Source organism: Corynebacterium glaucum (genome assembly GCF_030408855.1).
In the GTDB taxonomy this organism is placed as follows: Bacteria; Actinomycetota; Actinomycetes; order Mycobacteriales; family Mycobacteriaceae; genus Corynebacterium; species Corynebacterium glaucum.
In genome coordinates this window covers 852,296-877,088 of the sequence record NZ_CP047358.1, presented here as the reverse complement: position 1 = coordinate 877,088, position 24,793 = coordinate 852,296, and the positions used below count along the sequence as shown (strand labels likewise).

25 protein-coding genes are annotated in these 24,793 nt (G+C 61.4%); 12 read left to right on the top strand and 13 right to left on the bottom strand.

All coding sequences use genetic code 11. The features are described 5' to 3' along the window. Nucleotides 1-5: 5 nt before the first annotated feature. The gene (locus CGLAUT_RS04295) at nt 6-587 is read right to left on the bottom strand and encodes a DUF4245 domain-containing protein (RefSeq protein ID WP_290186538.1); all 582 of its coding nucleotides are present in this window, start codon (nt 585-587) and stop codon (nt 6-8) included. Between the two features lie 174 nt (nt 588-761). Between CGLAUT_RS04295 and CGLAUT_RS04290 the strand changes: the two genes are divergently transcribed. Together CGLAUT_RS04290 and glpX are read left to right on the top strand one after the other, a co-directional pair. Next, nucleotides 762-2,189 carry an alpha/beta hydrolase gene (locus CGLAUT_RS04290; RefSeq protein WP_290186536.1) on the top strand — a complete coding sequence of 476 codons (1,428 nt, stop codon included), beginning with the start codon at nt 762-764 and terminating at the stop codon, nt 2,187-2,189. A 251-nt stretch (nt 2,190-2,440) separates the two neighbouring features. Continuing rightward, nucleotides 2,441-3,454: a class II fructose-bisphosphatase gene (gene glpX, locus CGLAUT_RS04285; protein ID WP_290186534.1), complete on the top strand. Its 1,014-nt coding sequence runs from the start codon at nt 2,441-2,443 to the stop codon at nt 3,452-3,454. Nucleotides 3,455-3,490: 36 nt separating this feature from the next. On the opposite strand, the gene CGLAUT_RS04280 is transcribed toward glpX, so the two are convergent. Next, nucleotides 3,491-4,066 (bottom strand): CPBP family intramembrane glutamic endopeptidase, encoded by a 576-nt coding sequence (locus tag CGLAUT_RS04280; protein ID WP_290186532.1) that lies wholly within the window; start codon nt 4,064-4,066, stop codon nt 3,491-3,493. A 270-nt stretch (nt 4,067-4,336) separates the two neighbouring features. Between CGLAUT_RS04280 and CGLAUT_RS04275 the strand changes: the two genes are divergently transcribed. Continuing rightward, on the top strand, nt 4,337-5,737 hold the full coding sequence (locus tag CGLAUT_RS04275) for a class II fumarate hydratase (RefSeq protein WP_290186531.1): 1,401 nt from the start codon (nt 4,337-4,339) through the stop codon (nt 5,735-5,737). A gap of 89 nt (nt 5,738-5,826) precedes the next feature. Here CGLAUT_RS04275 and CGLAUT_RS04270 read toward each other — a convergent pair whose 3' ends face one another. Then, entirely contained in the window at nt 5,827-7,188 is a 1,362-nt protein-coding gene (locus tag CGLAUT_RS04270) for a M20 family metallopeptidase (RefSeq protein ID WP_425551707.1), read from the bottom strand. Nucleotides 7,189-7,314: 126 nt separating this feature from the next. On the opposite strand from CGLAUT_RS04270, the gene CGLAUT_RS04265 reads away from it, so the two are divergent. Together CGLAUT_RS04265 and CGLAUT_RS04260 are read left to right on the top strand one after the other, a co-directional pair. Continuing rightward, entirely contained in the window at nt 7,315-9,024 is a 1,710-nt protein-coding gene (locus CGLAUT_RS04265; RefSeq protein WP_425551706.1) for an AbgT family transporter, read from the top strand. 70 nt (nt 9,025-9,094) lie between these two features. Next, nucleotides 9,095-9,613 (top strand): hypothetical protein, encoded by a 519-nt coding sequence (locus tag CGLAUT_RS04260; protein ID WP_290186529.1) that lies wholly within the window; start codon nt 9,095-9,097, stop codon nt 9,611-9,613. A gap of 98 nt (nt 9,614-9,711) precedes the next feature. Here CGLAUT_RS04260 and CGLAUT_RS04255 read toward each other — a convergent pair whose 3' ends face one another. Next, entirely contained in the window at nt 9,712-10,077 is a 366-nt protein-coding gene (locus CGLAUT_RS04255) for a polyketide cyclase (RefSeq protein ID WP_095659632.1), read from the bottom strand. Between the two features lie 157 nt (nt 10,078-10,234). On the opposite strand from CGLAUT_RS04255, the gene CGLAUT_RS04250 reads away from it, so the two are divergent. After that, complete coding sequence (locus CGLAUT_RS04250; protein ID WP_290186527.1) at nt 10,235-10,840, top strand: TetR/AcrR family transcriptional regulator; 606 nt, start codon at nt 10,235-10,237, stop codon at nt 10,838-10,840. Continuing rightward, nucleotides 10,834-12,405: an MDR family MFS transporter gene (locus CGLAUT_RS04245; protein ID WP_290186526.1), complete on the top strand. Its 1,572-nt coding sequence runs from the start codon at nt 10,834-10,836 to the stop codon at nt 12,403-12,405. The genes CGLAUT_RS04250 and CGLAUT_RS04245 overlap by 7 nt, the downstream gene beginning before the upstream one ends. A 67-nt stretch (nt 12,406-12,472) precedes the next feature. On the opposite strand, the gene CGLAUT_RS04240 is transcribed toward CGLAUT_RS04245, so the two are convergent. Together CGLAUT_RS04240 and CGLAUT_RS04235 are read right to left on the bottom strand one after the other, a co-directional pair. Next, on the bottom strand, nt 12,473-13,084 hold the full coding sequence (locus CGLAUT_RS04240; protein WP_290186524.1) for an LGFP repeat-containing protein: 612 nt from the start codon (nt 13,082-13,084) through the stop codon (nt 12,473-12,475). Between the two features lie 79 nt (nt 13,085-13,163). Then, complete coding sequence (locus tag CGLAUT_RS04235; protein WP_290186522.1) at nt 13,164-13,853, bottom strand: LysR substrate-binding domain-containing protein; 690 nt, start codon at nt 13,851-13,853, stop codon at nt 13,164-13,166. Nucleotides 13,854-13,878: 25 nt separating this feature from the next. Between CGLAUT_RS04235 and CGLAUT_RS04230 the strand changes: the two genes are divergently transcribed. Next, nucleotides 13,879-14,271, top strand: coding sequence for a DUF5997 family protein (locus CGLAUT_RS04230; RefSeq protein WP_290186520.1), 393 nt, complete (start codon nt 13,879-13,881; stop codon nt 14,269-14,271). Here CGLAUT_RS04230 and glyA read toward each other — a convergent pair. Further along, nucleotides 14,268-15,578, bottom strand: coding sequence for a serine hydroxymethyltransferase (glyA, locus tag CGLAUT_RS04225; RefSeq protein ID WP_290186518.1), 1,311 nt, complete (start codon nt 15,576-15,578; stop codon nt 14,268-14,270). The two genes, CGLAUT_RS04230 and glyA, sit on opposite strands and share 4 nt — an antisense overlap. Before the next feature lie 154 nt (nt 15,579-15,732). On the opposite strand from glyA, the gene coaA reads away from it, so the two are divergent. Next, complete coding sequence (gene coaA / locus CGLAUT_RS04220) at nt 15,733-16,668, top strand: type I pantothenate kinase (protein WP_290186517.1); 936 nt, start codon at nt 15,733-15,735, stop codon at nt 16,666-16,668. A gap of 23 nt (nt 16,669-16,691) precedes the next feature. Here the strand turns inward: coaA and CGLAUT_RS04215 are convergent, their stop codons facing one another. From CGLAUT_RS04215 to mca, 3 genes are read right to left on the bottom strand one after another with little or no spacing between them, the layout of a single operon-like run. Continuing rightward, nucleotides 16,692-17,462 carry an isoprenyl transferase gene (locus tag CGLAUT_RS04215; RefSeq protein ID WP_343898685.1) on the bottom strand — a complete coding sequence of 257 codons (771 nt, stop codon included), beginning with the start codon at nt 17,460-17,462 and terminating at the stop codon, nt 16,692-16,694. Between the two features lie 30 nt (nt 17,463-17,492). Further along, on the bottom strand, nt 17,493-17,792 hold the full coding sequence (locus CGLAUT_RS04210) for a hypothetical protein (RefSeq protein ID WP_232507196.1): 300 nt from the start codon (nt 17,790-17,792) through the stop codon (nt 17,493-17,495). After that, a complete protein-coding gene (gene mca / locus CGLAUT_RS04205; protein ID WP_290186515.1) occupies nt 17,793-18,665 on the bottom strand; it encodes a mycothiol conjugate amidase Mca in 873 nt (290 codons plus the stop codon). A 132-nt stretch (nt 18,666-18,797) separates the two neighbouring features. On the opposite strand from mca, the gene CGLAUT_RS04200 reads away from it, so the two are divergent. The 3 genes from CGLAUT_RS04200 to CGLAUT_RS04190 all read left to right on the top strand — a co-directional run bounded on the left by CGLAUT_RS04200 (nt 18,798) and on the right by CGLAUT_RS04190 (nt 20,540). After that, nucleotides 18,798-19,295 carry a DUF4307 domain-containing protein gene (locus CGLAUT_RS04200; RefSeq protein ID WP_290186514.1) on the top strand — a complete coding sequence of 166 codons (498 nt, stop codon included), beginning with the start codon at nt 18,798-18,800 and terminating at the stop codon, nt 19,293-19,295. Between the two features lie 147 nt (nt 19,296-19,442). Further along, nucleotides 19,443-19,964, top strand: a complete 522-nt coding sequence (greA, locus tag CGLAUT_RS04195; protein ID WP_095659623.1) for a transcription elongation factor GreA — start codon at nt 19,443-19,445, stop codon at nt 19,962-19,964. Between the two features lie 42 nt (nt 19,965-20,006). Continuing rightward, nucleotides 20,007-20,540, top strand: coding sequence for a hypothetical protein (locus tag CGLAUT_RS04190; RefSeq protein ID WP_290186512.1), 534 nt, complete (start codon nt 20,007-20,009; stop codon nt 20,538-20,540). A gap of 125 nt (nt 20,541-20,665) precedes the next feature. Here the strand turns inward: CGLAUT_RS04190 and CGLAUT_RS04185 are convergent, their stop codons facing one another. From CGLAUT_RS04185 to CGLAUT_RS04175, 3 genes are all read right to left on the bottom strand, one after another. Continuing rightward, complete coding sequence (locus tag CGLAUT_RS04185; RefSeq protein ID WP_290186509.1) at nt 20,666-22,717, bottom strand: vWA domain-containing protein; 2,052 nt, start codon at nt 22,715-22,717, stop codon at nt 20,666-20,668. A gap of 230 nt (nt 22,718-22,947) precedes the next feature. Further along, entirely contained in the window at nt 22,948-23,532 is a 585-nt protein-coding gene (locus tag CGLAUT_RS04180; RefSeq protein WP_290186507.1) for an META domain-containing protein, read from the bottom strand. Nucleotides 23,533-23,769: 237 nt separating this feature from the next. Further along, nucleotides 23,770-24,603 (bottom strand): Bax inhibitor-1/YccA family protein, encoded by an 834-nt coding sequence (locus CGLAUT_RS04175; protein WP_095659619.1) that lies wholly within the window; start codon nt 24,601-24,603, stop codon nt 23,770-23,772. Nucleotides 24,604-24,793: the final 190 nt, after the last annotated feature.

Genomic DNA, 24,793 nt, shown 5'->3' with positions numbered 1-24,793 from the left:
GTTGGCTACTGATTAGCGTCGGCGTCAATTGGGTCGGCCGCCAGCGTCGCGGCCACCAGAGCACGGAACTCGTCATCTGTACCCGCTCCGGTCAACACCAACCGAGCATCACCGGCATCAACGGCCCAGATCGGCCGCACATCGGCGGCGTCGGAGCGCAACACTCGAGCAGTCACACCCTCGACGACTTCCGAGCTTTCAATTGGTCGAGGCTGACTGTCTTCTGCAGCAATCGCTGCATCCAACTCAGCACCCGTTTGGGTCAACTGGAGAAATCCGCCGTCGGGCGTAACCCATCCCACCACCGGTGCCGGTTCCTGATCAACCATGCTGCGCCGAGCGGAATTGGTCACCCACCCTTCAGGCAACTCCGGGTAGCGGACCGGGAAGTCCACCGCCCGAGCTTCGAGCTCGAGGAAAGTTCGGGCGTCGACTTCCTGCACCGGCCCTTGCTCGGGGCGTCCGGGGTTATAGGTACACAACCCGGTCGCACCCACCCCAATCAGCATCAGCACGACTACGACCGCGACATTGAAGAACATGTCGCGGCCGTCTTGAAACACACGCGGTTTGCTGTTCTGAGCCACGCGTTTCAGTATCGCACGGTGGTCAATTGCACCTGCTGACGCACCACTGAACGCGCTGTCGATCGCCCGCTACCAAGCTGACCACACAGCGCCTATACAGCGAGTATCCACGCAGAGCATCAAATGTACTGAGGTAACTACACATTTGTTTTCAGTTCGTTATAACATTCATGCATGCAGAATTCTCGTCGCCGGCTCGTCGCGCTTGCCACGGCCGCCACACTCTCGCTGTCGCTTGTCACTGTCCCATCCGTAAGTGCCCAAGAAGCCGCCAGCCCACTCGTCGATGCCTCTCCCGCCCAGCCTGCACAGCTGGACGTAGAAGAGGGTGCCCCTGTCCAACCTGAAGCAGCCGACGCTGCTCCCGTGGACGCCGCTCCCGACCAACCCGCAGCTGCGCAGCCCTCCGCCGCGAGCCCCGCCACGAAACCAACCGCCTCGAACCAGTCGGGGGCCGGTACCACCGAGACGCAAACTTCCGGCTCCCGCGCCAGCCGATCCAGCGCCCAGAACTCTCAGCCCACCGACATTGGCCGTACGCTGCTTTACGAGTTCAGCCAACTACCGTTCATATCGCTGGGCCTGCTGCGCGTGCTCGGCGGCGTGTTCGGGAGCCGGAGCACCCAGCTTCTGAAGGACTTCCAACAGCCGCCGGAGAATTTCCCGTACCCGATCGACACCTCCATTACCTCCGTCTCGCTCGTCTCCCGTGAGACCGCGTCGATTTACCCGCGCGCAGAAGAGCGTCGCCTGGAGCGCTGGACCGTCGCATCGCCGTCGATGGGCCGCAACATCACTGTCGACGTGCGCTTGCCGCAGCCGACCGGTGAGCCGGCTCCGACGCTGGTCATGCTCGACGGCCTGCCGGCACCGACCTACTCCGGCTGGCTCCGGGAGTGGAGCGGCACCGACTTCGACCGCGTGCTCGGCGATGAGAACGTCACTGTCGTCTTCCCGCTCGATGCGGAAGCCACTTGGTACACCGACTGGATCAACGACGATCCGGTTCTGGGCCGCCAGAAGTGGGAAACCTTCATCACCCAGGAGTTCCTGCCGCTGCTTGATGCGCAGCCGGACATCAACTCCAACGGCAAGCGCGCCATCGCGGGTCTGTCCATGGGCGCAACCGGTGCGATGAACATCGCCAACCGCCACCCCGACAAGTTCGACGCGGTCATCGGCCTTTCCGGCTACTACTCCACCATGGACACCAACGGCCGACAGGCCATGCAGTTCGTTCCGGGCTCCCGCGGCGCCAACGTGCAGAACATGTGGGGCCCGTACGGCAGCACCGAGTGGCGCCGCCACGACATCACCCTCAACCCGAGCGGTCTGCGCAACCAGGCGGTCTACCTCGTCGCTGCCACCGGCGGCATCTACCTGAACCAGCACTACTCCGACGCCACCACCCGCGGCCTGGCCATGGGTTCGGCCATGGAGGTGCTGGCATACGAGAGCACCCAAAAGCTCGACAAGGCTATGAAGAGGGCCGGCATGCGCCACCAGAAGGTGGTCTACCGCGACCGCGGCACCCACAACTGGGAGATCTTCCGTGTGGAGCTCGAGGACGCGTGGGCGCACATCCGTCCTGCGCTGTTCTAACTCTGCTCTAACTCTGCGTGATACTCACCTGTTCGGCCTTTCGGGGTCGACGTAGGCGTCGTCAAGCAAAAGCCCCAACTGTGGGGTGGGCTGGCGGCGCCTCTTGCTTTCCCCTCCCCTTTTAAGGTGTGAAACCACCGCTTTGGTGCCAGAGAAAATGCCAGAATGAGGGGTGTACTGTGGCGCGCGCTAGTCGCGCCTGCCCAAAGTGACGACGAAACTTGCAACCCGCCTTCAGGAGGCCCTGTTCAATGACTGATCCGCAGACCGAATACTTCCCGGACCGCAACCTTGCGATGGAGCTCGTCCGCGTGACGGAGGCGGCAGCGCTTGCCTCTGGCCGCTGGGTTGGTCGCGGAAAGAAGAATGAGGGCGACGGCGCCGCGGTGGACGCGATGCGCAAGATGATCAACTCCGTGAACATGGACGGCGTCATCGTGATCGGTGAGGGCGAAAAGGACGAGGCGCCCATGCTGTTCAACGGCGAGCAGGTGGGTAACGGCCAGGGTGCGCAGGTGGACCTCGCAGTTGACCCGGTTGATGGCACCCGCCTCATGGCCGAGGGCCGGCCAAACGCGATCTCTGTAATCGCCGCTGCAGACCGCGGCTCCATGTTCGTACCAACGGACGCGTTCTACATGAACAAGATCGCTGTAGGCGCCGAGGCCAAGGGCACGATCGACATCACCGCACCGGTGGCGGAGAACATCAAGGCCGTAGCGAATGCGAAGGGCATCAAGCCGGCTGATGTCACGGTTGTCGTGCTCGATCGCCCGCGGCACAAACAGCTTGTCGACGACATTCGTGCGGCCGGCGCAAAGGTTCGCTTCATTATGGACGGCGACGTGGCCGGTGCGATCGCTGCAGCCCAGGACACCAACTCCATTGATATCGCGATGGGCGTCGGCGGTACCCCGGAGGGTGTTGTGGTGGCGTGTGCGATGAAGTGCCTCGGCGGCGAGATCCAAGGCCAGCTGGCGCCGCAGAGCGACGAAGAGCGCGAGAAGGTGCTTGCTGCCGGCCACGACCTGGACCGCGTGCTGATGCTCGACGACTTGGTGACGTCTGACAACTGCTACTTCGCAGCCACCGGCGTGACCAATGGTGACATGCTGCGCGGCGTGTCTTACCGCAAGAACGGTGCGACCACCCGCTCGCTGGTGATGCGTTCGAAGTCCGGCACCGTGCGCTACGTCGAGTCCATTCACAAGCTGGCGAAGCTGCAGGAGTACTCCGTGGTGGACTATTCCGAGCCGAGCAACTAGCTGCGGAATGTTTGCCCTCGGTTTCGGCCGGGGGTTTTACGCGCTCAGTCCTGCAAGGACAATCAGTCCGACTAGCAGATTGTTGCACACGTGGGCGATGATGCTGGCCCACAAGGAACGGTGTCGGCGCGCCACCAGCGCGAACGCGATGCCGCCGAAAAACGCGTGGAGTACTTGGACAGGCTCCAAATGCAGGACGGCAAAGATCGCCGACGAGAGCAACACGCTCCCAAATGCGGGCATGATCGTGTCGAAGTAGCCCATCACCATGTGGCGGAAGATGAGTTCCTTCAAAAGTGGTGCGAGCACTGCGCCTACCACGAATACCTTGAGCAGGGATGCAGGCTCCATCCCCACGTTAGAACCCAATCCCCCATTCTCGATGGGTTCCAAGCCAGCTACGTGCGAGACTACCTGCGTCAGCAAAGGCACCGCGATGAAGATGAGCGGTAGCTCCCACAGAATGTGCCAGGCGTCTCTGCCCAGCGGCCGTAATCCGGCTCCCAGCCCCCGCTTTCGCAGGTACCAAACCAGTAGCGCAATTGCTCCGAGATGCATCGCGAAAAGAATCGCGGTCTCCGTGGCTTGCAGCGCCTCGCCGTCGAGGCCCAAGCCACTGATCAGTCTTCCCCCCCCCCCACCCACCTGATACCGAAAAGGCCGATCATCACACCAAGGGCGACGGCGAGATCGATCAACTGAAATCGCGGCTGTACGTTCGCGCCCGCCGTCACAGCGCCCCTCAAAGTGGGGGTCTTGTTGGTGTTACGTTCGGGCATAACGTCTCCTCAGCGTGGTCGATTCGGGCATAATCGTGCAGTGGAAAGGCACGCGCAGACTGCACTCTATGCGACGTGTACGCGATAGTTGCAAAGGACAATCATGGCTGATCAGGAATACCGCATTGAGCACGACACCATGGGCGAGGTCAAGGTCCCCGTTGACGCCCTGTGGCGCGCGCAGACCCAGCGCGCGGTGGAGAACTTCCCCATCTCGGGTCGCGGTCTCGAGGCTCAGCAGATCCGCGCGCTCGGTCTGCTCAAGGCGGCGTGTGCACAGGTGAACAAGGACCTGGGCAACCTTGACGCGGAGAAGGCTGACGCGATTATCGCCGCCGCCAAGGAGATCGCCGATGGCCAGCACGACGACCAGTTCCCGATCGACGTGTTCCAGACCGGTTCCGGTACCTCCTCGAACATGAACACCAACGAGGTCATTGCATCCATTGCGAAGGCGAACGGTGTCGAGGTCCACCCGAACGACCACGTGAACATGGGCCAGTCCTCCAACGACACCTTCCCCACCGCCACCCACGTCGCCGCCACCGAGGCCGCCGTCGAGGACCTCATCCCGGCGCTGAAGGTGCTGCACGAGTCTCTGGACAAGAAGGCCAAGGAATGGCACGACGTGGTCAAGTCCGGCCGCACCCACCTCATGGACGCCACCCCGGTCACCCTGGGCCAGGAGTTCTCCGGCTACGCCCGCCAGATCGAGCTGGGCATCGAACGCGTTGAGAACACCCTCGTGCACCTCGGCGAGCTGGCCATCGGTGGCACCGCAGTGGGCACCGGTATCAACACCCCGGCCGAGTTCGGCGGGAAGGTTACCGAGGAACTGAAGAAGCTCACCGGCGTCGACCAGCTCTCCGAGGCCAAGAACCACTTCGAAGCACAGGCCAACCGCGACGGCCTCGTCGAGTTCTCCGGTGCCATGCGCACCGTGGCTGTGTCCCTGTACAAGATCGCAAACGACATCCGCCTGATGGGTTCCGGCCCGCTTGCCGGGATCGGTGAGATCCACCTGCCGGACCTGCAGCCGGGCTCCTCGATCATGCCGGGCAAGGTCAACCCGGTACTTTGCGAAACCGCGACCCAGGTTTCCGCCCAGGTCATCGGCAACGACGCCGCGGTCGCCTTCGCTGGCACCCAGGGCCAGTTCGAGCTCAACGTGTTCATCCCGGTCATGGCCCGCAACGTGCTCGAGTCCGCGCGCCTGCTGGCCAACACCTCCCGCCAGTTCGCGACCCGCCTGGTCGACGGCATCGAACCGAACGAGGAGCGCATGCGCACCCTCGCTGAGTCCTCCCCGTCGATCGTGACCCCGCTCAACTCCGCGATCGGCTACGAGAACGCGGCCAAGATTGCGAAGCACGCTGTCAAGGAGGGCATCACCATTCGCCAGGCCACAATCGACCTCGGCTTTGTCGACGGCGAGAAGCTCACCGAGGAAGAGCTGGACAAGCGCCTCAACGTGCTCGACATGGCCAACACCGACCGCAACTAGCGTTAAAGGGTTTGGCGAGACGACTTGCCGAAACGCAGTACAGCCCCGGGGTTTTCGGATCCCGGGGCTGCTTGTTTTCCGTAGTTTGTCTATTCGCTTGCTCGCTCCACTAGCTCGGCAGCAGAAACGGGGCCACCATCCGCCTCGAACTCACGCCGAGCTTCCTCCAGCAGCGCTGGATCATTTAGCACGTCAGCGACAACCTGTGCGAGACCCACAGCTGCGTCGACCGCCCCATCCAACGCGGCATTCGAGATTGCCGCCTCAGCGAAGTCTGATGTGTGCAGAGCCGTCCCCTCCTCCGCAATCTTGACCATTGGATGAATGCCGGGAACGAGGTAGGAAACGTTGCCGAAGTCGGTCGACGCGGCCTGCGAATCGGGAAGAATGCCACCTGGCAGCACCCCACGGCCGCGGCGAATCTGGGTCGCACCCCAACGAGCGGCAAGTACATCATTGTTGCGAACAGGAAGCGACATCGGGTGATTGTCCCACTCCACTTCCACCGCCGTGCCCGTCATCAGCGCCGCGCCGGACAAGATGTCGTTAACGCGCTTGCTCAGATCCATCAGCGTTTCGGTATAGAGCGAACGAACGTAGATCTGAAGCGTTGTAGATTCCGGAATGATTGAGGCTCGCGCGCCTCCGTCGGAAATGATGGCATGCAGGCGGTCGGAGGGCGGCATCTGCTGCCGCAGCAACCCGAATCCTTGGTACGCCAGAGTCGCGGCGTCCAGCGCGTTGCGTCCCATATATGGCTGCATCGATGCGTGAGCGGCGACACCGGTGAATGTGGCCGTGAGTGTTCGGCGACCAACCCAGACATGCGACACGAGGTCGTAGGAAAATGGGTGGATCATCACCGCACAGTCGATGCCGTCCAACATCCCGCCACGGATCATGTACTCCTTGCCGGAGTGCCCCTCCTCTGCCGGAGTTCCCAGGAACACGATGCGTCCTGAACCGCTGCCAACTGCTCCGAGGAAGGCCCCGACGCCCGCTGCTGCGATCACGTTGTGGCCACATGCGTGGCCGATTCCGGGTAGAGCGTCGTACTCAGCAAGCACTGCCACCGTCGGGTGAGTGGCTGGATCAAAGTCTTCACTTTGCCATTCAGCTCGAAGCGCGGTCTCCACTTCGTGCGCGCCCCGCTGCACATCGAAACCGTGGCGTTCAAGATTGTCCGCGATCACCGCCTGCGCGTGATGCTCTTGGAACGCTTCTTCTGGGTGGGCATGCAGATCCCGCACGATGAATTTCAGATCTTCGCGCGCATTCTCAACCCGCGCCTCGACTTCACCCCACACAGTCTCGCGGTTGGGGTAACCGGATTCAACTTCGAAGGTGGCATCTGCGGTTTCCAGACGATGCTGCACAATGGCATCCATCTGGTCCAAGAATGCACCGGAAGGCGTGGTGGGTTGATCGGGAGCGTGGCGGCGTGGGTTCATAGTGTGAAGCTCAGTTACTCGGATTTAGGCGGTATCGAGGGGAAAAATCGATTTCCATCGAATATTTCTCCCAGAGGTTAGCAAAATCGAGCGGTCCGGAGAGTGTGACTGGTAGAACAATGAGGCATGAGTTCGAAGAAGAGCACACCAGGATTCGGGTCCGATGCTCCACCCGGGTCCAAGAAGACGTCGGCTGAAGCTAAGGCCTCGGATGCCACAGCAGCTGACACCACAGAGCGGTCGGACAACTCCGCGTCCAGTTCGTCTTCATCTTCCCCAGCGAACAAGACGGCCATGGATCGAGTACTCGGCGCAATCGAGTACGTGGGCAACAAGCTGCCCGAGCCGTTCACACTTTTCCTCATCCTCTTCCTGATCACCGCCGTTATTTCGACGGTGCTGGCGTCTATGGGCGCGGAAGTGCAGATCCCGGGCGAAGAAGAGACGGTGAAAATCAAGGGCTTTTTCACTGGTGAGGGCCTGACCTGGTTCACTACGAACCTTGGCCCGAACTATCTCGGCTTCCCACCGCTGGTCACGGTGCTGACAATTATGTTGGGCGTCGGCGTGGCTGAGCGTTCCGGGATGCTCTCGGCACTCATCCGCAAGCTTTTCGGATCCGCAAACCGCGCTGTCTTGCCGTACGCGGTGGGCATCATCGGCGTCACCGCGTCGGTTATGGCGGACGCTGCCTTCGTCGTGATTCCTCCGCTCGCCGCGATGGTGTTCAAAGCTGCCGGCCGCCACCCTGTCGCAGGTCTGCTTGGCGGTTTCGCGGCGGTGGGTGCGGGTTACTCAACCGCGCTTGTGCCCACCTCCCTCGACGCCTTGTTCGCAGGCATCACCAACGCGGTGATGCAGACGCTGCCCAACCTCGACGCGACGGAAGTCAACCCGGTCTCGAACTACTACTTCAACATCGCCGCGTCCCTCGTGCTGGGCATAATCGCGGGCTTTATCACGGACAAGGTGCTCGAGCCGCGCATGCACAAGCTCGACGTCCCGCAGGAGATAGCCGACGGAAACGACATGGACACCGACGCGGACGGAAATCCGATCTCTGCGCAGCTGACCAACGAAGAAATCCGCGGCCTCGTCTTTACCGGCATCGCAATGGTGGTGGTCACCGCGATTATTCTTTTCGCGGTTCTGCTTCCGGACTCACCGTGGCGCAACGAAGAGGGCGGCTTCCTGCCCAAGTCGCCGCTGCTGCAGTCAATCGTGTTCATCGTCTTCACGTACTTCCTCACAATGGGCGTGGTCTACGGAGCCGTCGTCGGCTCGATCAAGGGCGTGAAAGACGTCGTCGACATGATGACGTCTGCGATGGGCGACCTACTCGGGTTCCTAGTGCTCGCGTTCATCCTGGGCAACTTCATCGCCCTGTTCAACTGGTCCGGAATTGGCACGTTCTCCGCCGTCAAGGGCGCCGAGTTCCTCGAATCGACCGGAGTCACCGGATTCGGCGCAATCCTGGCATTCATCATCCTGGCGTCGCTGCTGAACCTGCTCGTCATTTCCGGCTCCGCCATGTGGACGCTCATGGCCGCGGTGTTCGTGCCCATGTTCGCGCTCATCGGTTTCGAGCCCAGCTTCACCCAGGCAGCATTCCGCGTCGGCGACTCGGCTACCCAGATCATTACCCCGCTCAACCCCTACATCATCGTGATCCTGACGTTGCTTCGCCGCTACGAGCCCAAGGCCGGTCTGGGCACGCTGATGTCCCGCCTGGTGGTTTTCGTCATCCCGTTCTGGACTGCGTGGGCCATCTTGCTGTTCATTTGGTACACGTTCGACCTCCAGCTCGGCCCTGGCTCCTCGATCTTCCTGGGATAAGCGGAGCGCCAACGGTCCTTAGCTAAGATCTATCCCCAGCACTGCCCACACTCAGAGCTGGGGATTTTCTATGGCCGATTCGTTCTCTGAGCTGCGCGGCTCCGGCGGCTCAAACAAGCCGTGGATCGCCGCCGGCGTCTCCGCACTCGCCGTAGCGCTGATCATGATCGCGCTCGCCGCGGCCTGGTGGTCAGCTCAACCCCAATCAGAGCCGAACCCACTCCCAGCAACCGTCACGGTCACCGCGCAGCCGGACGCACAGGCCACAGCCCCGGACGAGCTCGCCCCCGCCAGCACCTACTCCGGCAGGTTCAACTCACTCGACCCAGCCACAGAAACTCAGTCGTGGGTCGCGGTCGCCACATTCGGAGGCGGCAGCGCCACACTCACCTATCCAGACTCAGGGTGCAGTGTGCTTATCGACGAATCCTTGGACAACCACCCACTCACCCAAGCGTGCATCACTACGCCGGGCACCACAGGCACGTGGGAGATTGACGCATCCGAAGCAGGCCTAGTACACATGACGTTCCTGGAGGACAACCAGCCTATCGCCGGTGGCACACTTTCTATCGGCCTACCTGGTTAAAGAGGCGTTGCGCGCGGGGCGTGTGTCCCACCGGGGTGAATGTCTGCGGGGCGGCGAGATCGGTCCAAGCGACCTCACCGCCACCACAGACACACTGGTCAGTTGAGGCCCATGAACATGTAGACGGCACTGATGAGGCCATCTTCGTCGCGAATGATGACGTCGGCGCCACGGCCGACCACGTCGCCCTCGGGGTTGGAGACGAGGGAGGTCAGGTAGGTCGCCTCCGCGTTGTCGACCTGCTGTCCGTACGAGAACGACATGCCCTTGTCCTCGATGACGTCCGCTCGCACGCGGGAGATGTGCTGGTCGATCTCGTCGATGCCGGTAAGGGTTTTGCCGATGGAAGAGACGACCATCTTGCCCTCGGGCGCGAAGAGGCTTTCAATGTTTGCACGGCGCTGCTGCGCGTCGGGCTCGGTCCAGATCTTGAGGTAGTCCTGCGAAAAGGTGGACTGTGACATGGGGTTCCCTCCGGATGTGGGTCGGGGTGTCCCGGGCCGGGCGGCCGGGCTGCACCCAAGTGTGCCACATGGAAGGTTTGTTTTGCCTCCGTAAAGTTGGGTGGGCGATGAACGCGCCGATTTGCAGGTGCTTGCACCGAGTGTAATATTGCACTCCGTGCAAAACGATGGAATCCGCGATAAGAAGCGGCGCGAAACCAAGCGGCGCATTATCGACGAAGCGGTGAAGCTGGTCCAAGCCAACGGTTACGGCAGCGTCACGGTCGAAGATATTTGCCGGTCCGCGGAGATTTCACGTCGCACGTTTTTCAACTACATGGACTCGAAGGACGAGGCTGTTCTCGGTGTGTTTCCGTTCGCGTTCACGTCGGCATCGCTGGAGCGGATCCGGACAACGCCGACGGGCAACATGATCGACCTCATCGTCACCAGCTTGGAGACGGTGGAAGATGCTTACGGCCCCAACCAAGAAACCCGCCAGCGAATGCTGGATAACAACCCGGAGCTCCTCCACGCGGAAGCGGCGAGAAAGCGCGGGATGTTGACGGATCTCGGCCGCGCCGTAGGCGATCACCTCGAGCACTTCCCCGCCGACAGAGTTACCGATTGGGGGGTTCAGGAGGAAGCCCACATGATCGTGGGCCTGTTTAGTACCGCCATGGCACGTTACCTCTGGAACCCCTCCACACACGAAGATCCCCTCGAAGGACTCCGACACACCGCGCAACGCATCACCACTTACACGAAGGAACTTCAATGGTAGAAACTCCGACCACCTCAGCGCCTGAGGTGGAAGAACCGCAGCACAAACCAAACGTCGGCTGGGTCTTTGCTGCCCTGCTGACCACGATGCTCATGAGCTCGCTGGGGCAAATGATCTTCTCCACCGCGCTGCCGACCATCGTCGGCGAGCTCGGCGGCGTAGAGCACATGAGCTGGGTCATCTCCTCATTCCTGGTTACCATGACCATCGCAATGCCAATCAACGGCAAGCTCGGCGACATCCTCGGCCGCAAGTGGCTCTACATCGGCGGCATTGCGCTGTTCATCATCGGTTCGGCCATCGGCGGGTTCGCCCACACGATGGAACTGCTCATCCTCGGCCGCGCCGTGCAGGGTCTCGGCGCAGGCGGGATGATGGTCAACTCTCAATCCATCATCGCCGAGGTCGTCCCGGCCCGCGAACGCGGCAAGTACATGGGCGTGATGGGTGCCGTCTTCGGCGTCGCATCCGTCCTCGGCCCGGTACTCGGCGGCTGGTTCACCGACGGTCCCGGCTGGCGCTGGGCACTGTGGATGAACATCCCGCTTGGCCTCCTCGCAATGACTATCTCAGCGATCGTGCTGAAACTGCGCCGCGGTTCCATCAAAGACCTTGAAGCCGACTGGCTGGGCACCTTGCTCATGGTGGTCGCCACTACCGCACTTATTCTCACAACCACCTGGGGCGGCACCCAGTATGAGTGGGCCTCTCCCACCATCATCAGCACCGCTTCGATCGCGCTTGTGGCTGCGGTGGCGTTCGTCTTCGTCGAGCTGCGCGCAAGCAACCCGCTTATCCCACTGGACCTGTTCACCAACCGCAACATGGTGCTCACCACGACAGCAGGCACGGTGCTCGGTTTCGCCATGACTTCGGCTTTGGCGTACCTGCCCACCTACCTGCAGATGGTGCACGAGCTCACGCCTACCGAGGCGGGCCTGATGATGCTGCCCATGGTCATCGGCATGCTCGTGACGGGTATGGCCGTCGGCTTCATCATCTCCAAGACCGGCCGCTACAAGATCTACCCGCTCGTGGGCATGGCCGTGACCACGGTGGGGCTGTACCTCTTCTCCACGTTGCAAACGGAAACGACGCTCACCCGGCTCGGGATCTACATGTTCGTCTTCGGCTTCGGCCTGGGCCTGGTCATGCAGGTTCTCGTGCTCATCGTGCAGAACTCCTTCCCCCTTTCTGCCGTCGGCACCGCCACCAGCACCAACAACTTCTTCCGCCAGATCGGATCCGCCATCGGTGCCTCGCTGTCCGGTTCGCTGTTCATCCACAACATGCGCAGCCACCTCGAAGACCGCCTCCCGCAGGCACTCACCGAGCTTGGCCCAGAGGAAGGCCCCAAATGGGCGGCACAGTTCAACAACGGCGCAGCAAACAGCCTCACCCCGGAGCTGGTTTCTCAGCTCCCGGGGCCGCTGCGCGAGGTCGTGCTCTCAAGCTACAACGACGGTTTGACCCCCGTGTTCTTGCTCATGGTCCCGCTCGCTGTGCTCGCGCTCGTCATCTTGCTCCCAGTCAAGGAGGAACCACTCAAGGAAGACTTGAGTTAGCTTGACGACGAAAAAGCCCCAACCGGATGATTCCGGTTGGGGCTTTCGACGTGAAAGAGGGCAAACCCTACTTCTTGGTCACCAGCGCCTCGAATGCGTCGGTGGAGCCAGCCTCGCGCTTCCACTCGATGGTGCCGTTCTCGAACTCCTGGTTCCAGCCGGTCTCATCGGTGTTCGGGGTCTCCGGCATGGTCGGGAAGCCGAGCTCGCGCGCACCGTCAACGTCGTTGATCCAGACGTTTGCGATCTCGCCCCAGATCGGTGCGCCACCGGTGGCCTCGTTCCAGGTCACGTAGTGCTCACCGTCGTAGGAGATGATCCAGCCGCCGTCGGTCTCCTCAGCAGCGATCGGCTCGCCCCAGGACGCCTCGCCGTGCTTGTCGATGGCATCGATGACGCCCTGCGGCACCAGCGCGGTCTCGCCGCTAGCCAGTGCGAGCTCCTCGGTTGCCTCAGCACCATCTGCAGCAGCGGCGTCGGACGCAGCGCCGGACTCAGCAGACTCGGATGCATCGGAGCTTACGGTCTCGGTCTCCTCAGCGACGGTCTCGGTGGAGACGTTGGTCTCGGTTGCGGTCTCCTCCACAGTGGTGGAGGTGTCGCCGTCGTTGGAGCACGCGGCCAGGCCGGTTGCAAGGCCCAGAGCGGCAACGGAAACAATGATCTTGCGGTTCATCATCTTGATAATACCTTTCTCCTATTTTCGAGCTGCATTCCATTATGCATACACCTATTGTTAGACAACCGACCGACACCCCTTAATGGGGGCGACGAGTCCGCTTCCGGTTGCGTGAATGCTCGCGATGGACTTTCCCTTTACCACGAATGCGTGAGTTTGCAGAACTGCGCTTCTCTTCCGAACCCCTACCCCGCGATGAACGCACCGTTCTCCCCTTTGCAACGCCAACGAAGTCCTGCACGTCCTCGGCATCTCGCTCCTTGCGCCACACCAGCCCGATCTGCGTCTCCCCGTCCGCAGCGCCTTTCAGTTCAAGCGGCACCACCTGTTTCTTGCTCAGCGCCTTGAGCAACGGCAACGGTGCACGCGCAACACCGACATTGGCGGCGACCACCTGGAGCGCCGCCCGCAGCTCGTCGACACTGGCGGCGGAGTCCGCCCCCGGCAAGTAGGTGAAGTTGCAGATCTCGCCGTCGAGGTCGCGCTCGGCCACAGCCTCACCCAGCTCCGCGAAAATGGAATCCTTCGGCACCGCCACGCCCGGGGCTTCGTCGTAAAGACGCACGACGTGGTGCTCGTCCCCCACGCGTGGATCGGGAAGACGCATGAGTGCGATGTCTGCCTGCCCCGTCTCGGCCTCCTCGCCGGCGGCGAGGAGGCGGAAAGGATCGGTTGAAGGGACCGTCGATAAGCGATTGCCCGAAAGCTCCTCGTAGCGGCGAAACCATTTCCCCGGCTCGGTGCCCGTGACAAACGCGATGGTGAGCATAGGCTTCGATGCTACCGTTTGAGCCATGAGTGACCAGCAGCCTTCCGGCACCGCAATGAAGCCAGCGACCGCAGCGAAAAAGCTCGGCATCTACCTCCCCGCTACCCCAGAGGACTTCCAGCAGGGTGCAATTACCCATGCTGAGCTGCGGGATCTGCAAAACAACCCGCCGGAGTGGCTGGCGACCCTGCGTCGAGAAGGGCCGCACCCGCGCCCCGAGGTGGCGCGCAAACTCGGGATCTCGATTACGGCGCTGAAGAACAACGACATGGACGAGCCGTTGACCACCACGCAGATCAAAGCGCTGCTTGAAGACCAACCCGAATGGCTGCAAAAGGCCCGTGCCTCCTTTGCGGAGGAACACGGGCAGGAACACGGGCCGGCGGCAAACTCTGACGCTGAGGCTGCTGAGGGCTAGAGCATCTTCCAATCCTCGATGCCTGGGTAGAGCGGGTACTTCTCACCCAGTGCGGCGGAGCGCGCCTTGAGCGCCTCGAGATCGGCGCTCTTGCCCTTGATCAGCGTCTCGGCGATGATCTCCGCAACCTCGCGGAAGTCCTCCTCGCCGAAGCCGCGGGTCGCCAGCGCGGAGGTGCCGATGCGCAGGCCGGAGGTGACGGCTGGCGGACGCGGGTCGAACGGCACGGCGTTGCGGTTGACGGTGATGCCCGCCTCGTGGAGCAGATCCTCCGCCTGCTGGCCGTCCATTTCGGAGTTGCGCAGGTCTACAAGCACGAGGTGCACGTCGGTGCCGCCGGAGATGACGCTGACACCGGCTTCACGTGCGTCGTCGGCAAGCAACCGCTCCGCGAGAATCCTGGCGCCGTCGATGGTGCGCTGCTGGCGATCCTTGAACTCCTCGGTGGCCGCGATCTTGAACGCGATGGCCTTTGCAGCCACGACGTGCATGAGCGGGCCACCCTGCTGACCAGGGAAGACAGCGGAGTTGAGCTTCTTGTTCAGGTCCTCATCGTTGGTCAGGATGAAGCCGGAGCGCGGACCGCCCAGCGTCTTGTGCACAGTGGAGGAAACCACGTGTGCGTGCGGCACCGGCGACGGGTGCAGGCCAGCGGCGACCAGGCCAGCGAAGTGCGCCATGTCCACCCAGAGGTACGCGCCGACCTCGTCCGCGATGGCGCGGAACTCGGCGAAGTCCTCGTGGCGCGGGTACGCGGACCAGCCCGCGATGATCACCTTCGGCTTGACCTCGCGCGCCTGCTCGCGCAGCTTCGCCATGTCGATGAGGTGGGTGTCTTCCTCCACCTCGTAGGCGGCGACGTTGTAGAGACGCCCGGAAAAGTTGATCTTCATGCCGTGGGTGAGGTGGCCGCCGTGGGCCAGCGACAGGCCGAGGATGGTGTCGCCCGGCTCAGCCAGCGCCATGAGCACGGCCGCGTTCGCCTGCGCGCCGGAGTGTGGTTGCACGTTCGCGAACTTCGCCCCGAACACTTCTTTGGCACGCTCGCGGGCCAGATCTTCCACCACGTCGGCGTGCTCGCAGCCGCCGTAGTAGCGACGTCCTGGGTACCCCTCGGCGTACTTGTTGGTGAACACGGAGCCCTGCGCCTGCAGCACGCTGCGGGGCACGAAGTTCTCCGACGCGATCATCTCCAGCGTGGTGCGCTGGCGCTCCAGCTCGCCCACGATCGCGGCGTGCACTTCAGGGTCGTAGGTTGCAAGGTCCTGGTAGCGGAGGTCTTCAGAGTGGTTGTCGGGCGCAGACACGGACGTTTCCACCGAATCCTTTCAAGGTTTGGAATGAAGGTGTTTGGAATGAAGGGGAGAAAAACAAACTCAGTCGTTTCTTTGCAGTATAGGCACCCGCCCACCGCGCGCCCCGAAAGTCACCTGAGTGAACCAGGGTGCGACAATGGAGCACATGTCTCGACCTCCGCGCGGCTTCGACTCCAGCCCGTACCTTGACTTCCACCGCAATGATTGGAAGCAGCGTCGCGCGGCCATGCCGCAAGTGCTCACCGAGGCAGAGGTCGAAGAACTTTCCGGTATCGGCGAAAACCTCGACCTGAAGGAAGTCGAGGACATTTACCTACCGATTTCGCGCCTGATCCATCTTCAGGTTCAAGCCCGCCAAGAACTCATCGCCGCGACGGAGAGCTTCCTCGGCGACGACCCTGGCCACGTCCCTTTTGTCATCGGCATCGCCGGCTCCGTCGCCGTCGGCAAGTCGACTACCGCGCGCGTGCTGCAGGTATTGCTGCAGCGCTGGGAGTCGCACCCGCGCGTCGACCTGATCACCACCGACGGATTCCTGCTTCCCACCAAGGTACTGCGTGAACGCAACCTGCTCAGCCGCAAGGGCTTTCCCGAGTCCTACGACCGCCGCAACCTGCTGCGCTTTGTCACCGAGGTCAAGTCCGGCTATCCCCTGGTCAACGCGCCGATCTACTCGCACAAGGCCTACGACATCCTGCCCGGCGAGCACATTGAGGTGCGCCGCCCGGACATCCTCATCCTCGAAGGCCTCAACGTGCTGCAAACCGGCCCCACCCTCATGGTCTCGGACCTCTTCGACTTCTCCATCTACGTCGACGCGAAAACCGAAGATATCGAGCGCTGGTACATCGAGCGCTTCCTCAAACTGCGTTCCACCGCGTTCCGCGAACCGGGCGCGCACTTCGCGCGGTTCGCCGATCTCGACGATTCCCAGGCCACCTTCCGCGCCCGCGAACTTTGGCAGACCATCAACTTGCCCAACCTGGTAGAAAACATTCTCCCCACCCGCGTGCGGGCCTCACTCGTCCTGCGCAAAGGCTACGACCACACGGTGCAGCGAGTGCGCATGCGCAAGATTTAGAGCCATTCGCTTATCGACGGCCCCTACTTACCGAATCGGCGAGACCGCTGCGAATAGTCCCGAAGCGCTCGAAGGAAGTCGATCTTTCGAAACGCGGGCCAGTACGTGTCCGTGAACCAGATCTCTGAATACGCCGCCTGCCAGATTAAAAACCCGGAGAGGCGCTGCTCGCCCGAAGTGCGGATCACCAGATCCGGATCCGGCTGGCCCGAGGTGTAGAGGTGTGCACCGAGCGAATCCACCGTGACCCGCTCACACAACTCGTCAATGCTGTCGACATGATCCGCCTCTGCCGCAATGAGAGAGCGCACTGCGTCGACAATCTCCTGCCGCCCGCCGTAACCGACGGCGATATTGACAGTCAGCCCGGCCTTTTCTGTGGTGGCATCCGCGGAGCGTTGCATCCGCCCCGCCACCTCAGGTGGCAACAGGTCGAGGTGGCCGACCAGCTTGACGCGGCACGAATAGTGCTCGGTGGCTAGATCATCAATCACGTCGGAGATGATGGTGAAGAGCAGCTCGACTTCCTCCGAAGTGCGCTGGAGGTTCTCGGTGGACAACAGGTAGATGGTGACCACCTCGACGTCCATCTCCGCGGACCAGCGCACCAATTCACCAATCTTCGCGCCGCCTGCGCGGTGGCCGTGGGAAATGTCGTCGTACCCGGATTCACGCGCCCACCTGCGGTTGCCGTCGGCCATTACCGCGATGTGTTTTGGGCGCGGCTTGTGGCGAAGTTCGCGCATGAGGCGAGCTTCGTACAGCGGGTAGAGAACTGGATCGAGCACTGACACAGTTCGATATCCTACCCCGGCGAAAGTGGCCTACAGGAAGCGCTTCTGCCGCCTGTCGAGCACACCCGCGGCCGCCATAGCCTCGTCGATCCCCTGCTCGTCGAACGGGTCCAGCCCGTGCATCTCAGCAAACGCGCGGCGGCGCTGGAACCTGGAGTAGCGCCGGTGGAAACGGAAGCCGATGAACAGTACGACTACGAGCAGCACGACGATCAGAAGCAGACCGATCGGTGAAGCCTTGCCAAAGTCGGGCCCGCGCGGCACCTCCGGCTGCTGGGCCAGAACGAACCAGGTCGCCTCCGTCATCGCGTCGCTAAATTTAGTCCCCATTTATTGCTCCGCCTCCTCCGCGTCGGACTGGGAAATACCGGCAAACAGGTCGTCCTCGGGTAGCGGCGAATCCACACGTGAGCGCGCGAGCTCGAACTCCTCGGTAGGCCAGACCCGTTGCTGGTCCTCAACCGGGCTCGCCAAGAACGCGCCAGCCGGGTCGATTTGCGTGGCGTGCGCGGTCAAAGCCTGTGCGCGGCGATCAAAGTACGGCGCGCAGTTCACCTGGGTGGTTACCCGGTGCATGACGTCGCCCTCATTTTCTTTCCACCGCTTGATCATGAGCTCGTATGGGCTTTTGCTCCCCCGCTCCAGAAGCAGCTCATGAAGCAGCACCATGCGCTGGAGGATGAAGCCGTGGGTGTAGTAGAGCTTCAGCGGTGTCCACGGTTCCCCGACCTCGGGCGCAAAGTTCGCATCCCCGGACTTCTCCCAAGCGATCATGGACGCTTCGTGCACCATGATGTGGTCTGGGTGCGGGTATCCGCCATTTTCGTCGTAAGTGATGATCACGTGCGGGCGGAACTCGCGGATCGATTGTACGAGCCGCTTTGCGACCTCGTCTTTCGGCTTGGTGGCAAACGAGCCTTCCGGCAACGGCGGCAGCGGGTCCCCCTGCGGCAGACCGGAATCTTCGTAGCCAAGCCACTCGTGCTCAATCCCGAGCGCGCTGACCGCCTCAGCCATTTCCCCTTTTCGCACCTCGTAGATGTTTTCCAACACTCCAGGGCGCTCCATTGCCGGATTCAGAATGTCACCGCGCCGACCATCGGTACAGGTCACCACTTTGACCCGGTGGCCTTCCGCCGCGTACTTCGCCATCGTGGCGGCACCCTTCGAAGACTCATCATCGGGGTGCGCGTGAATTGCCATTAGGCGCAGGCCAGACACTCGTTCTCCAACTTTTGTAGGGGGTAAAACGTTAACGCCGCCTTATCTTAGTACGATCAGTGGAAAATCCATCCTTCGATTCCGCCACCGATTTCTCTTCGAGGTTGTCCGATAGTGTCCCGCCGCCCGCCTAAGCCAACTCCGCCGCAGCCGCGCCAGCGCGCCCGCTACGGCTCCAGCACCGGGTCACCAAACGCGGAGGGCTCTGCTGGGAAGGGCGTGAGCGGTAAGGTCATTGCAATTTTCGCGGTGGCCATGGTGCTTCTCGTCGTCGTTATGGCCGGCCAAGCATTCATCAGGGCCCAGTCGCGCCCGGTGACAGCGGAGTTCATCACGCAGGAGCGTATCGACGACTCCACCGCACGTCTTTGGATCGAGGTGGACCGCAAAGACACCACGGTCGACGCCTACTGCGTCGTATTTGCCGTCGATTATGAGCATGCGGAGGTCGGCCGCCGCGAAGTGCTCATCCCCGCGGGAGGCGAAAAACTGCAAAGCGTCGCCGTTGATCTGCCCACCCGTGCACCGGTGTCCTCGGGCCGAATCTACGGATGCTCGCAAGACGTGCCGTTCTATATAGATACGGCCAACTCTTACCTTGGCGCTCGCTAGGCCGCTCGATAGGCGCAGATAGCCTGGGGGTTCCTGCCTGGGAGCACTGCGGCTGTGTTAGGATTTCGGCTTGACAACCTGACGATGCCCAGCTCGCCGACGGCGTGCGGGCTCGTTTGACGTATGAGGGAAGGTTTGAAAGACCCCATGGCTGAGACCCAGCAGCAGTACATCACCCCCGAGATGAAAGCGAAGCTGGAGTCCGAGCTCCAGCAGCTCATCGACAACCGCCCGGTCATCGCTGCCGAAATCAATGAGCGCCGCGAAGAGGGCGACCTGAAGGAAAACGCCGGCTACGATGCCGCCCGCGAGCAGCAGGATCAGGAAGAGGCTCGCATCAAGCAGATCTCCGAGCTCCTCGCTAACTCCACAACCGAGCGTTCCGGTGTCATTGAGGGTGTGGCTCACGTGGGAAGCGTGGTGCACGTGTACTACGACGGCGACGAGAACGACAAGGAAACCTTCCTGATCGGTACTCGCGCCGCCTCGACCGGCAACAAGGATCTGGAGACCTACTCCGAGAACTCTCCGCTCGGTGCTGCAGTTGTTGGTGCGGCTGAAGGCGAGACCCGTTCCTACACCGCCCCGAACGGTCGCGAGATTTCGGTGACGATTATCTCCGCAGAGCCTTATGATTCGGATAAGGCTTCCACGCCGCGCGCAAAGTAGCGCACAGTTCCCAAAATCAAGACGACATTTTAAGGACTACCCGTGACCTCCACCTCCGCACGTAAAGTCGCCGCTGGAGTTGCAGCCGTCGCCGCACTGGCCATCGCCGCTTGCTCCCCTCCGCACGAGAACCCCTCTGCCTCTGGCAAGGTTGATACCGCAACAAGTCAGAACCCGGATTCTTTGGCTGGATCCGACCTCGCGGGTGAGACTTCTGCGGCATCCGTGACCAACGTGACTGCAGCTGAATCCGTGCGCGAGTCGGCGGGTGCAAGCTCCACCGCTGCAGCGGGTGAGCTTCCGAAGTTCAACAACTGCGATATCACGGGTGTTGAGCGCCCGTTTAGCCTGAACCTTGATTGCAAGGGCAACAAGGATCGCCTTGAGGACATCGTGTGGGACGAGTGGACCGCCACCGGCGCTACCGGTACCGCGACTCGCATCACGGTTGATCCGGAGCGCGTGATGGAGGGGTCCACCGTTACCCTCGGCGGCCCGCAGGTTGTTGATGGCGAGCTGGTGTTCACCACCATCACTGTCGACGGCAAGCCGGAGAACCCGGAGTCCGGCATCTAGCCATATGCCGAGTAGAACGGGCTCAAACAAGGTTTGGATCCTTGCTTGAGCCCGTTTTCCTTGCAACCTTTCTAACGTGCTGGCGGTGCAACTTCCGAGCGGCGTCCGCTCGTCCACGGGTCAACCTACCGGCGCCGCAATACTGCCACGGCGACTGCGATAGCTGCCAACAACACCACGATGCCGATGCCAATTGCGGCGGTCAACATGCCTCGTGAGCCGGAACCCCCGTCGCCCGTCTCAGGAGTATCCGACTCTTCCGATTCGGCTTGGGTGGTTTCCGATTCTGTAGCCTCGGGCTCCTCGGAGCTCCTCGTACTTGGCGGCGTATCACTGGGCTCCGGGCCGTCCTCGTCGGTAGGACGCCATTCCGGACCATTAGTGGTCTGCCCGTCTACGGCGAAAGCGATCTCGAAGGGCTGCTCAACGCCCATGAGTTCCTCGCCCTCACCTTGGTCCATAGCAAGGCCCACGTAGTAGTAACCGGCATTGGCAATCTGCTTGCCGGTGGATCCATCCTCACGATTGCGAAAGTTAACCGTGTCTCCCGCAACCGCGCCTTCAGCTGTATAACTCGTGGCAAAGAGGGCGAGATCCGTGTCTAACGTCGCGCGGAACGGCGAATAAAGATTCGCGTTCAACGATTCGCCTGTTTCTCGTTCAGCTACCCCCGTCCGGTAGTTGATGACTGGCCGTTGGCCGTATTCGACCGGAATTTTGTAGAAGCGGTATTCACCTGGAACGATCGCGTCTTTGTATGCCCCCGGCTCCACCTCAACTGCGTTGGCAAAACTAGAGCCCCCGTGGATCTCCTGTGCGCCATTAAAATCGAGCTGGTCCTCGCTATCCATCGGCTGTTCAGGTGCAGCAAAATCTGCAACTTCTGCTTCGTCGGGGATCGGCTCGAAGTTGATCACCACTTCGACATCGACTGCTTCTTCCCCCGATCCCTGAGGCCCATAGGTCAGCTCACTCGCACCGTAGGTGAGAAAGATCTCGTCTGCTACCGTCCAGTGCGGTTCACAACCTCGCTCCTCGCGAACCGGCTCGATTCGTCGGACGTATGCTTCGGGGGTGTTGTCCGCGTTCCCCCGCGACCTCCCCCCGTCGCCGGACCAAACGCCACCGGCCACTCCGCCGCAAGATTCATTGGCGTTAATGAGCTCGGTTCTTCCCACCTCAACATCGACATCGCGAGCCCGTCCAGAGGTGGAACGCTTGGGGATTACAGCGGTTGAAATGATCGCATTGTGGTTTTTGGGAATAGCGATCTTAAAGTAGCGCTGCTCCACCGCGTCCTTTGGGTTCTCTCGAACTTTGGCGGTCACTGTTGTGCGGTACCGCCCCTCCCCCAGCCACTTGGCATTCTCCGGGGTGTCGGAATACTCGAACTCCGTACCAGCAGTCTTGTACAAGCTGGCATCACGCTGCGCGAGAAATTTCAACGAATCAGCTAAGGATCCAGCGTCGTCCGCCTCCATAAAGATGCCACCAGCAGCATCGGCAATGCACTCGAGCTCTTTGCGTGCTTCCTCGTCCGTCTTGAAACCAACCGTATGGATTGTCAGATCGATTCCTTCATTGGCCAGCTCCTTCGCCACTTCGCATACCGGCGGCGGAGCACAAGTGTCAATACCGTCGGACACCAAGATGATCGTGCGCTCACCCTCGTTGCCAAGCTCTTTCGCTGCAGCCCTCAACGCGTTGCCGATCGGCGTATACCCACTCGGCGTCATCTCGTCAATCTTTGTGATCATCGCTTGCTTATCCAATTCGCCCACCGGCACCAGCGTCTCGATGTCACGACATCCGCGCTCACGATTGTCTGGCGCACTCGACTCTCGCATCCCGTACGCCAATAGCCCCAGGTTCGCGGTCTCTGGCAAGGAGTTCACAAGATCACGGGAGGCTTGCTTGGCCGCATCCATGCGAGTTCCACCATCGACATCCGCATCCGCCATCGATCCTGACGCATCGATCACCAGCGCAGCCTTATTTTCTACGGTCGCCTCGCTCGCGGAGGCGTTTCCGGGTGGTGTGGATAGAGAAGAACTCGTGGCAGAAGCGCTGCTGTCATGCTGCGCTTTCGAATCACCCGGGGCAAAGATGCCCCACACAACTACAAGCGCCAGAACAAGAAGCGCCGAAGAGAAACCTACTGAGAATCTGCGCGTCATTTCCATGATCCTTAGAGAGCCAGTAACTAGGCCGGTGTTCTAGGCGATCATATTCATTAATTGTCATCTACGCCACACTGACGGCGACGCTTTGGACGCACCGAGCGTCTCTCGAGAGGGGCGACACTTCTACCTTTTTCACTGTTTCACCGAGACCCCTACAAAAGAGAAAAGGCTGATCGAAAGTACGATCAGCCTTTTCTAGAAGTCGACGGGGTGTCCCACCTCAGTTAGATCGCTCGACCATGCATCTTCTCAAAATCGATACCGTGGCCCTGGCCGGAAAGGAAGAGTGTGGTGGAATCGAGCTGGTAGAGCTGCGGGTTGGAGCGCAGGATCAACTTCAGGTCGTCCGCATCCTTCTGGGTGCCTGGCTCGCAGGCCAACTTGGTTTCCGCTAGGTCACTGATGCGGAGGGCACCAGTGTTGTCGATCTGGTAGTTGGCGGTACCCGTGTTGCAGCCGTCGTTGTAACTCAACAACCCGTTCTCCCGGAAGTCGACCGTGATCTCGTGATTGTTCTTGACTCGCAGCGTGGAGTCCAGTGCTGACCCGAGCCGCTCACCCTGCAGCTGATCACTTTCCTCGGGGATGGGGCGGATCAGATCCGAGCCAACTGGGGCATCGGGGGCCGGTGCAGGGCTTCCCCCGCGGTCGCGGAAGAGATCTGAGCTCATCTGCACAAACTGGTCGATGCTGGAGGTGGCAGGTCGCTCCTGAGCCTCGGCTGCACCGACTCCGAGCACGCCACCCGCAAGGGCTACGACTGCGGTCGCTATGGACAGTTTCCTTAAAGACTTGGCTGAAGTAACCATGTGCCGGATGTTACTGATTGGGATCGCTGCCACAAGGGGCTCGAAATGACGCTCATCAACCTTCAATCCAATTTTGATCCAGTTTGACGCTCTTCGTCAGGTCAAGGTTCCTCCATTTACAACCGCGAAGGCAGGGTCTGAAAATTACAAAAGCCCGGCCGGCGAAACGCCGACCGGGCACAAGGTTTGCTCGTAGCTCTGAGCTGAACAATGCGGAGCGTTAATCTGCCACAGTACTTAGCGGTCAGCGAAGTACGACAGCAGACGCAGGATCTCGGTGTAGAGCCAGACCAGGGTCACTGCCAGGCCAAGCGCAACGCCCCATGCAGCGCGTTCCGGTGCACCGGTGCGCACCAGCTTGTCCGCCATGTCGAAGTCCTGCAGAAACGCCAGTGCGGCGAGGACCACGCACACCACACCGAAGATGATGGACAGGGTACCGCCGTCGCGCAGCGGAGACATACCGGTGAAAATAGCGAGCAGGAAATTGCCCAGCGCCATGATTAGGACACCGAAGATCGCGCCGGTGAGGACGCGGTTGAAGCGGTTGGTCACCTGGATCGCGCCGGTGCGGTAGACGAAGAGCATGCCGATGAACACGCCGATCGTGCCGATGATCGCCTGGCCGATGAGTGCGCCACCGTCAGCACCTGCAACGGTGAACCGGCCAGCAATCATGAAGGAGAAGCCGCCGAGGAACAATCCCTCAAAGACTGCGTACACCAGGGTGATGACCGGCGAGCCGAACTTCGACCCGAAAGAGTGCACCAGCACGGTGATGAACGAACCGATTGCACCGACGATGGTCAGAATCGACGCGAGCGGTTGGAGCCCCGCAGCCCACAGGAAGAACGACGCCACCGCAGCGACGATGATGACGGCGAGCGTGATGCCGGTCTTGGCAGTCACGTCCGCCACGGTCATCGGGCGCTGCTGCTCGCCCATCTGCGGCATCTGCGGCGCCCCTGCGCCATAGCCGTCTTGGTAGCCGTAGCCCTGCTGCTGGTAGCCATAGCCGTTCTGGCTCTGCGCACCAGGCAAGTTTGTTAACACAGGGTTGTTGCTGCTCACGTACCCCAGTCCTTTCAGATTCTCTTGATACTTCAAGTTTTAAGACGCTCACGAATATATCTGGAAACGACATATCGCGTGAGTTGCCCCACTCGTCAAAACTCAGGTTTTTCAAAGACAACTCATCAACTTTAACGTCACCAGCGGTGTTTTAGTTCCCGCGTCGTTTGCCGGGTTGTGCGCGGTGCGT

Bases quoted from the DNA above. Each gene is read 5' to 3' on its own strand.
- CGLAUT_RS04180 (WP_290186507.1), bottom strand. From the start codon at position 23,532: ATGGTTACTTCAGCCAAGTCTTTAAGGAAACTGTCCATAGCGACCGCA.
- CGLAUT_RS04255 (WP_095659632.1), bottom strand. From the start codon at position 10,077: ATGTCACAGTCCACCTTTTCGCAGGACTACCTCAAGATCTGGACCGAG.
- CGLAUT_RS04230 (WP_290186520.1), top strand. From the start codon at position 13,879: ATGAGTGACCAGCAGCCTTCCGGCACCGCAATGAAGCCAGCGACCGCA.
- coaA (WP_290186517.1), top strand. From the start codon at position 15,733: ATGTCTCGACCTCCGCGCGGCTTCGACTCCAGCCCGTACCTTGACTTC.
- CGLAUT_RS04210 (WP_232507196.1), bottom strand. From the start codon at position 17,792: ATGGGGACTAAATTTAGCGACGCGATGACGGAGGCGACCTGGTTCGTT.
- greA (WP_095659623.1), top strand. From the start codon at position 19,443: ATGGCTGAGACCCAGCAGCAGTACATCACCCCCGAGATGAAAGCGAAG.
- CGLAUT_RS04260 (WP_290186529.1), top strand. From the start codon at position 9,095: ATGGCCGATTCGTTCTCTGAGCTGCGCGGCTCCGGCGGCTCAAACAAG.
- mca (WP_290186515.1), bottom strand. From the start codon at position 18,665: ATGGCAATTCACGCGCACCCCGATGATGAGTCTTCGAAGGGTGCCGCC.
- CGLAUT_RS04270 (WP_425551707.1), bottom strand. From the start codon at position 7,188: ATGAACCCACGCCGCCACGCTCCCGATCAACCCACCACGCCTTCCGGT.
- CGLAUT_RS04185 (WP_290186509.1), bottom strand. From the start codon at position 22,717: ATGACGCGCAGATTCTCAGTAGGTTTCTCTTCGGCGCTTCTTGTTCTG.
- CGLAUT_RS04275 (WP_290186531.1), top strand. From the start codon at position 4,337: ATGGCTGATCAGGAATACCGCATTGAGCACGACACCATGGGCGAGGTC.
- CGLAUT_RS04245 (WP_290186526.1), top strand. From the start codon at position 10,834: ATGGTAGAAACTCCGACCACCTCAGCGCCTGAGGTGGAAGAACCGCAG.
- CGLAUT_RS04265 (WP_425551706.1), top strand. From the start codon at position 7,315: ATGAGTTCGAAGAAGAGCACACCAGGATTCGGGTCCGATGCTCCACCC.
- CGLAUT_RS04235 (WP_290186522.1), bottom strand. From the start codon at position 13,853: ATGCTCACCATCGCGTTTGTCACGGGCACCGAGCCGGGGAAATGGTTT.
- CGLAUT_RS04240 (WP_290186524.1), bottom strand. From the start codon at position 13,084: ATGATGAACCGCAAGATCATTGTTTCCGTTGCCGCTCTGGGCCTTGCA.
- CGLAUT_RS04290 (WP_290186536.1), top strand. From the start codon at position 762: ATGCAGAATTCTCGTCGCCGGCTCGTCGCGCTTGCCACGGCCGCCACA.
- glpX (WP_290186534.1), top strand. From the start codon at position 2,441: ATGACTGATCCGCAGACCGAATACTTCCCGGACCGCAACCTTGCGATG.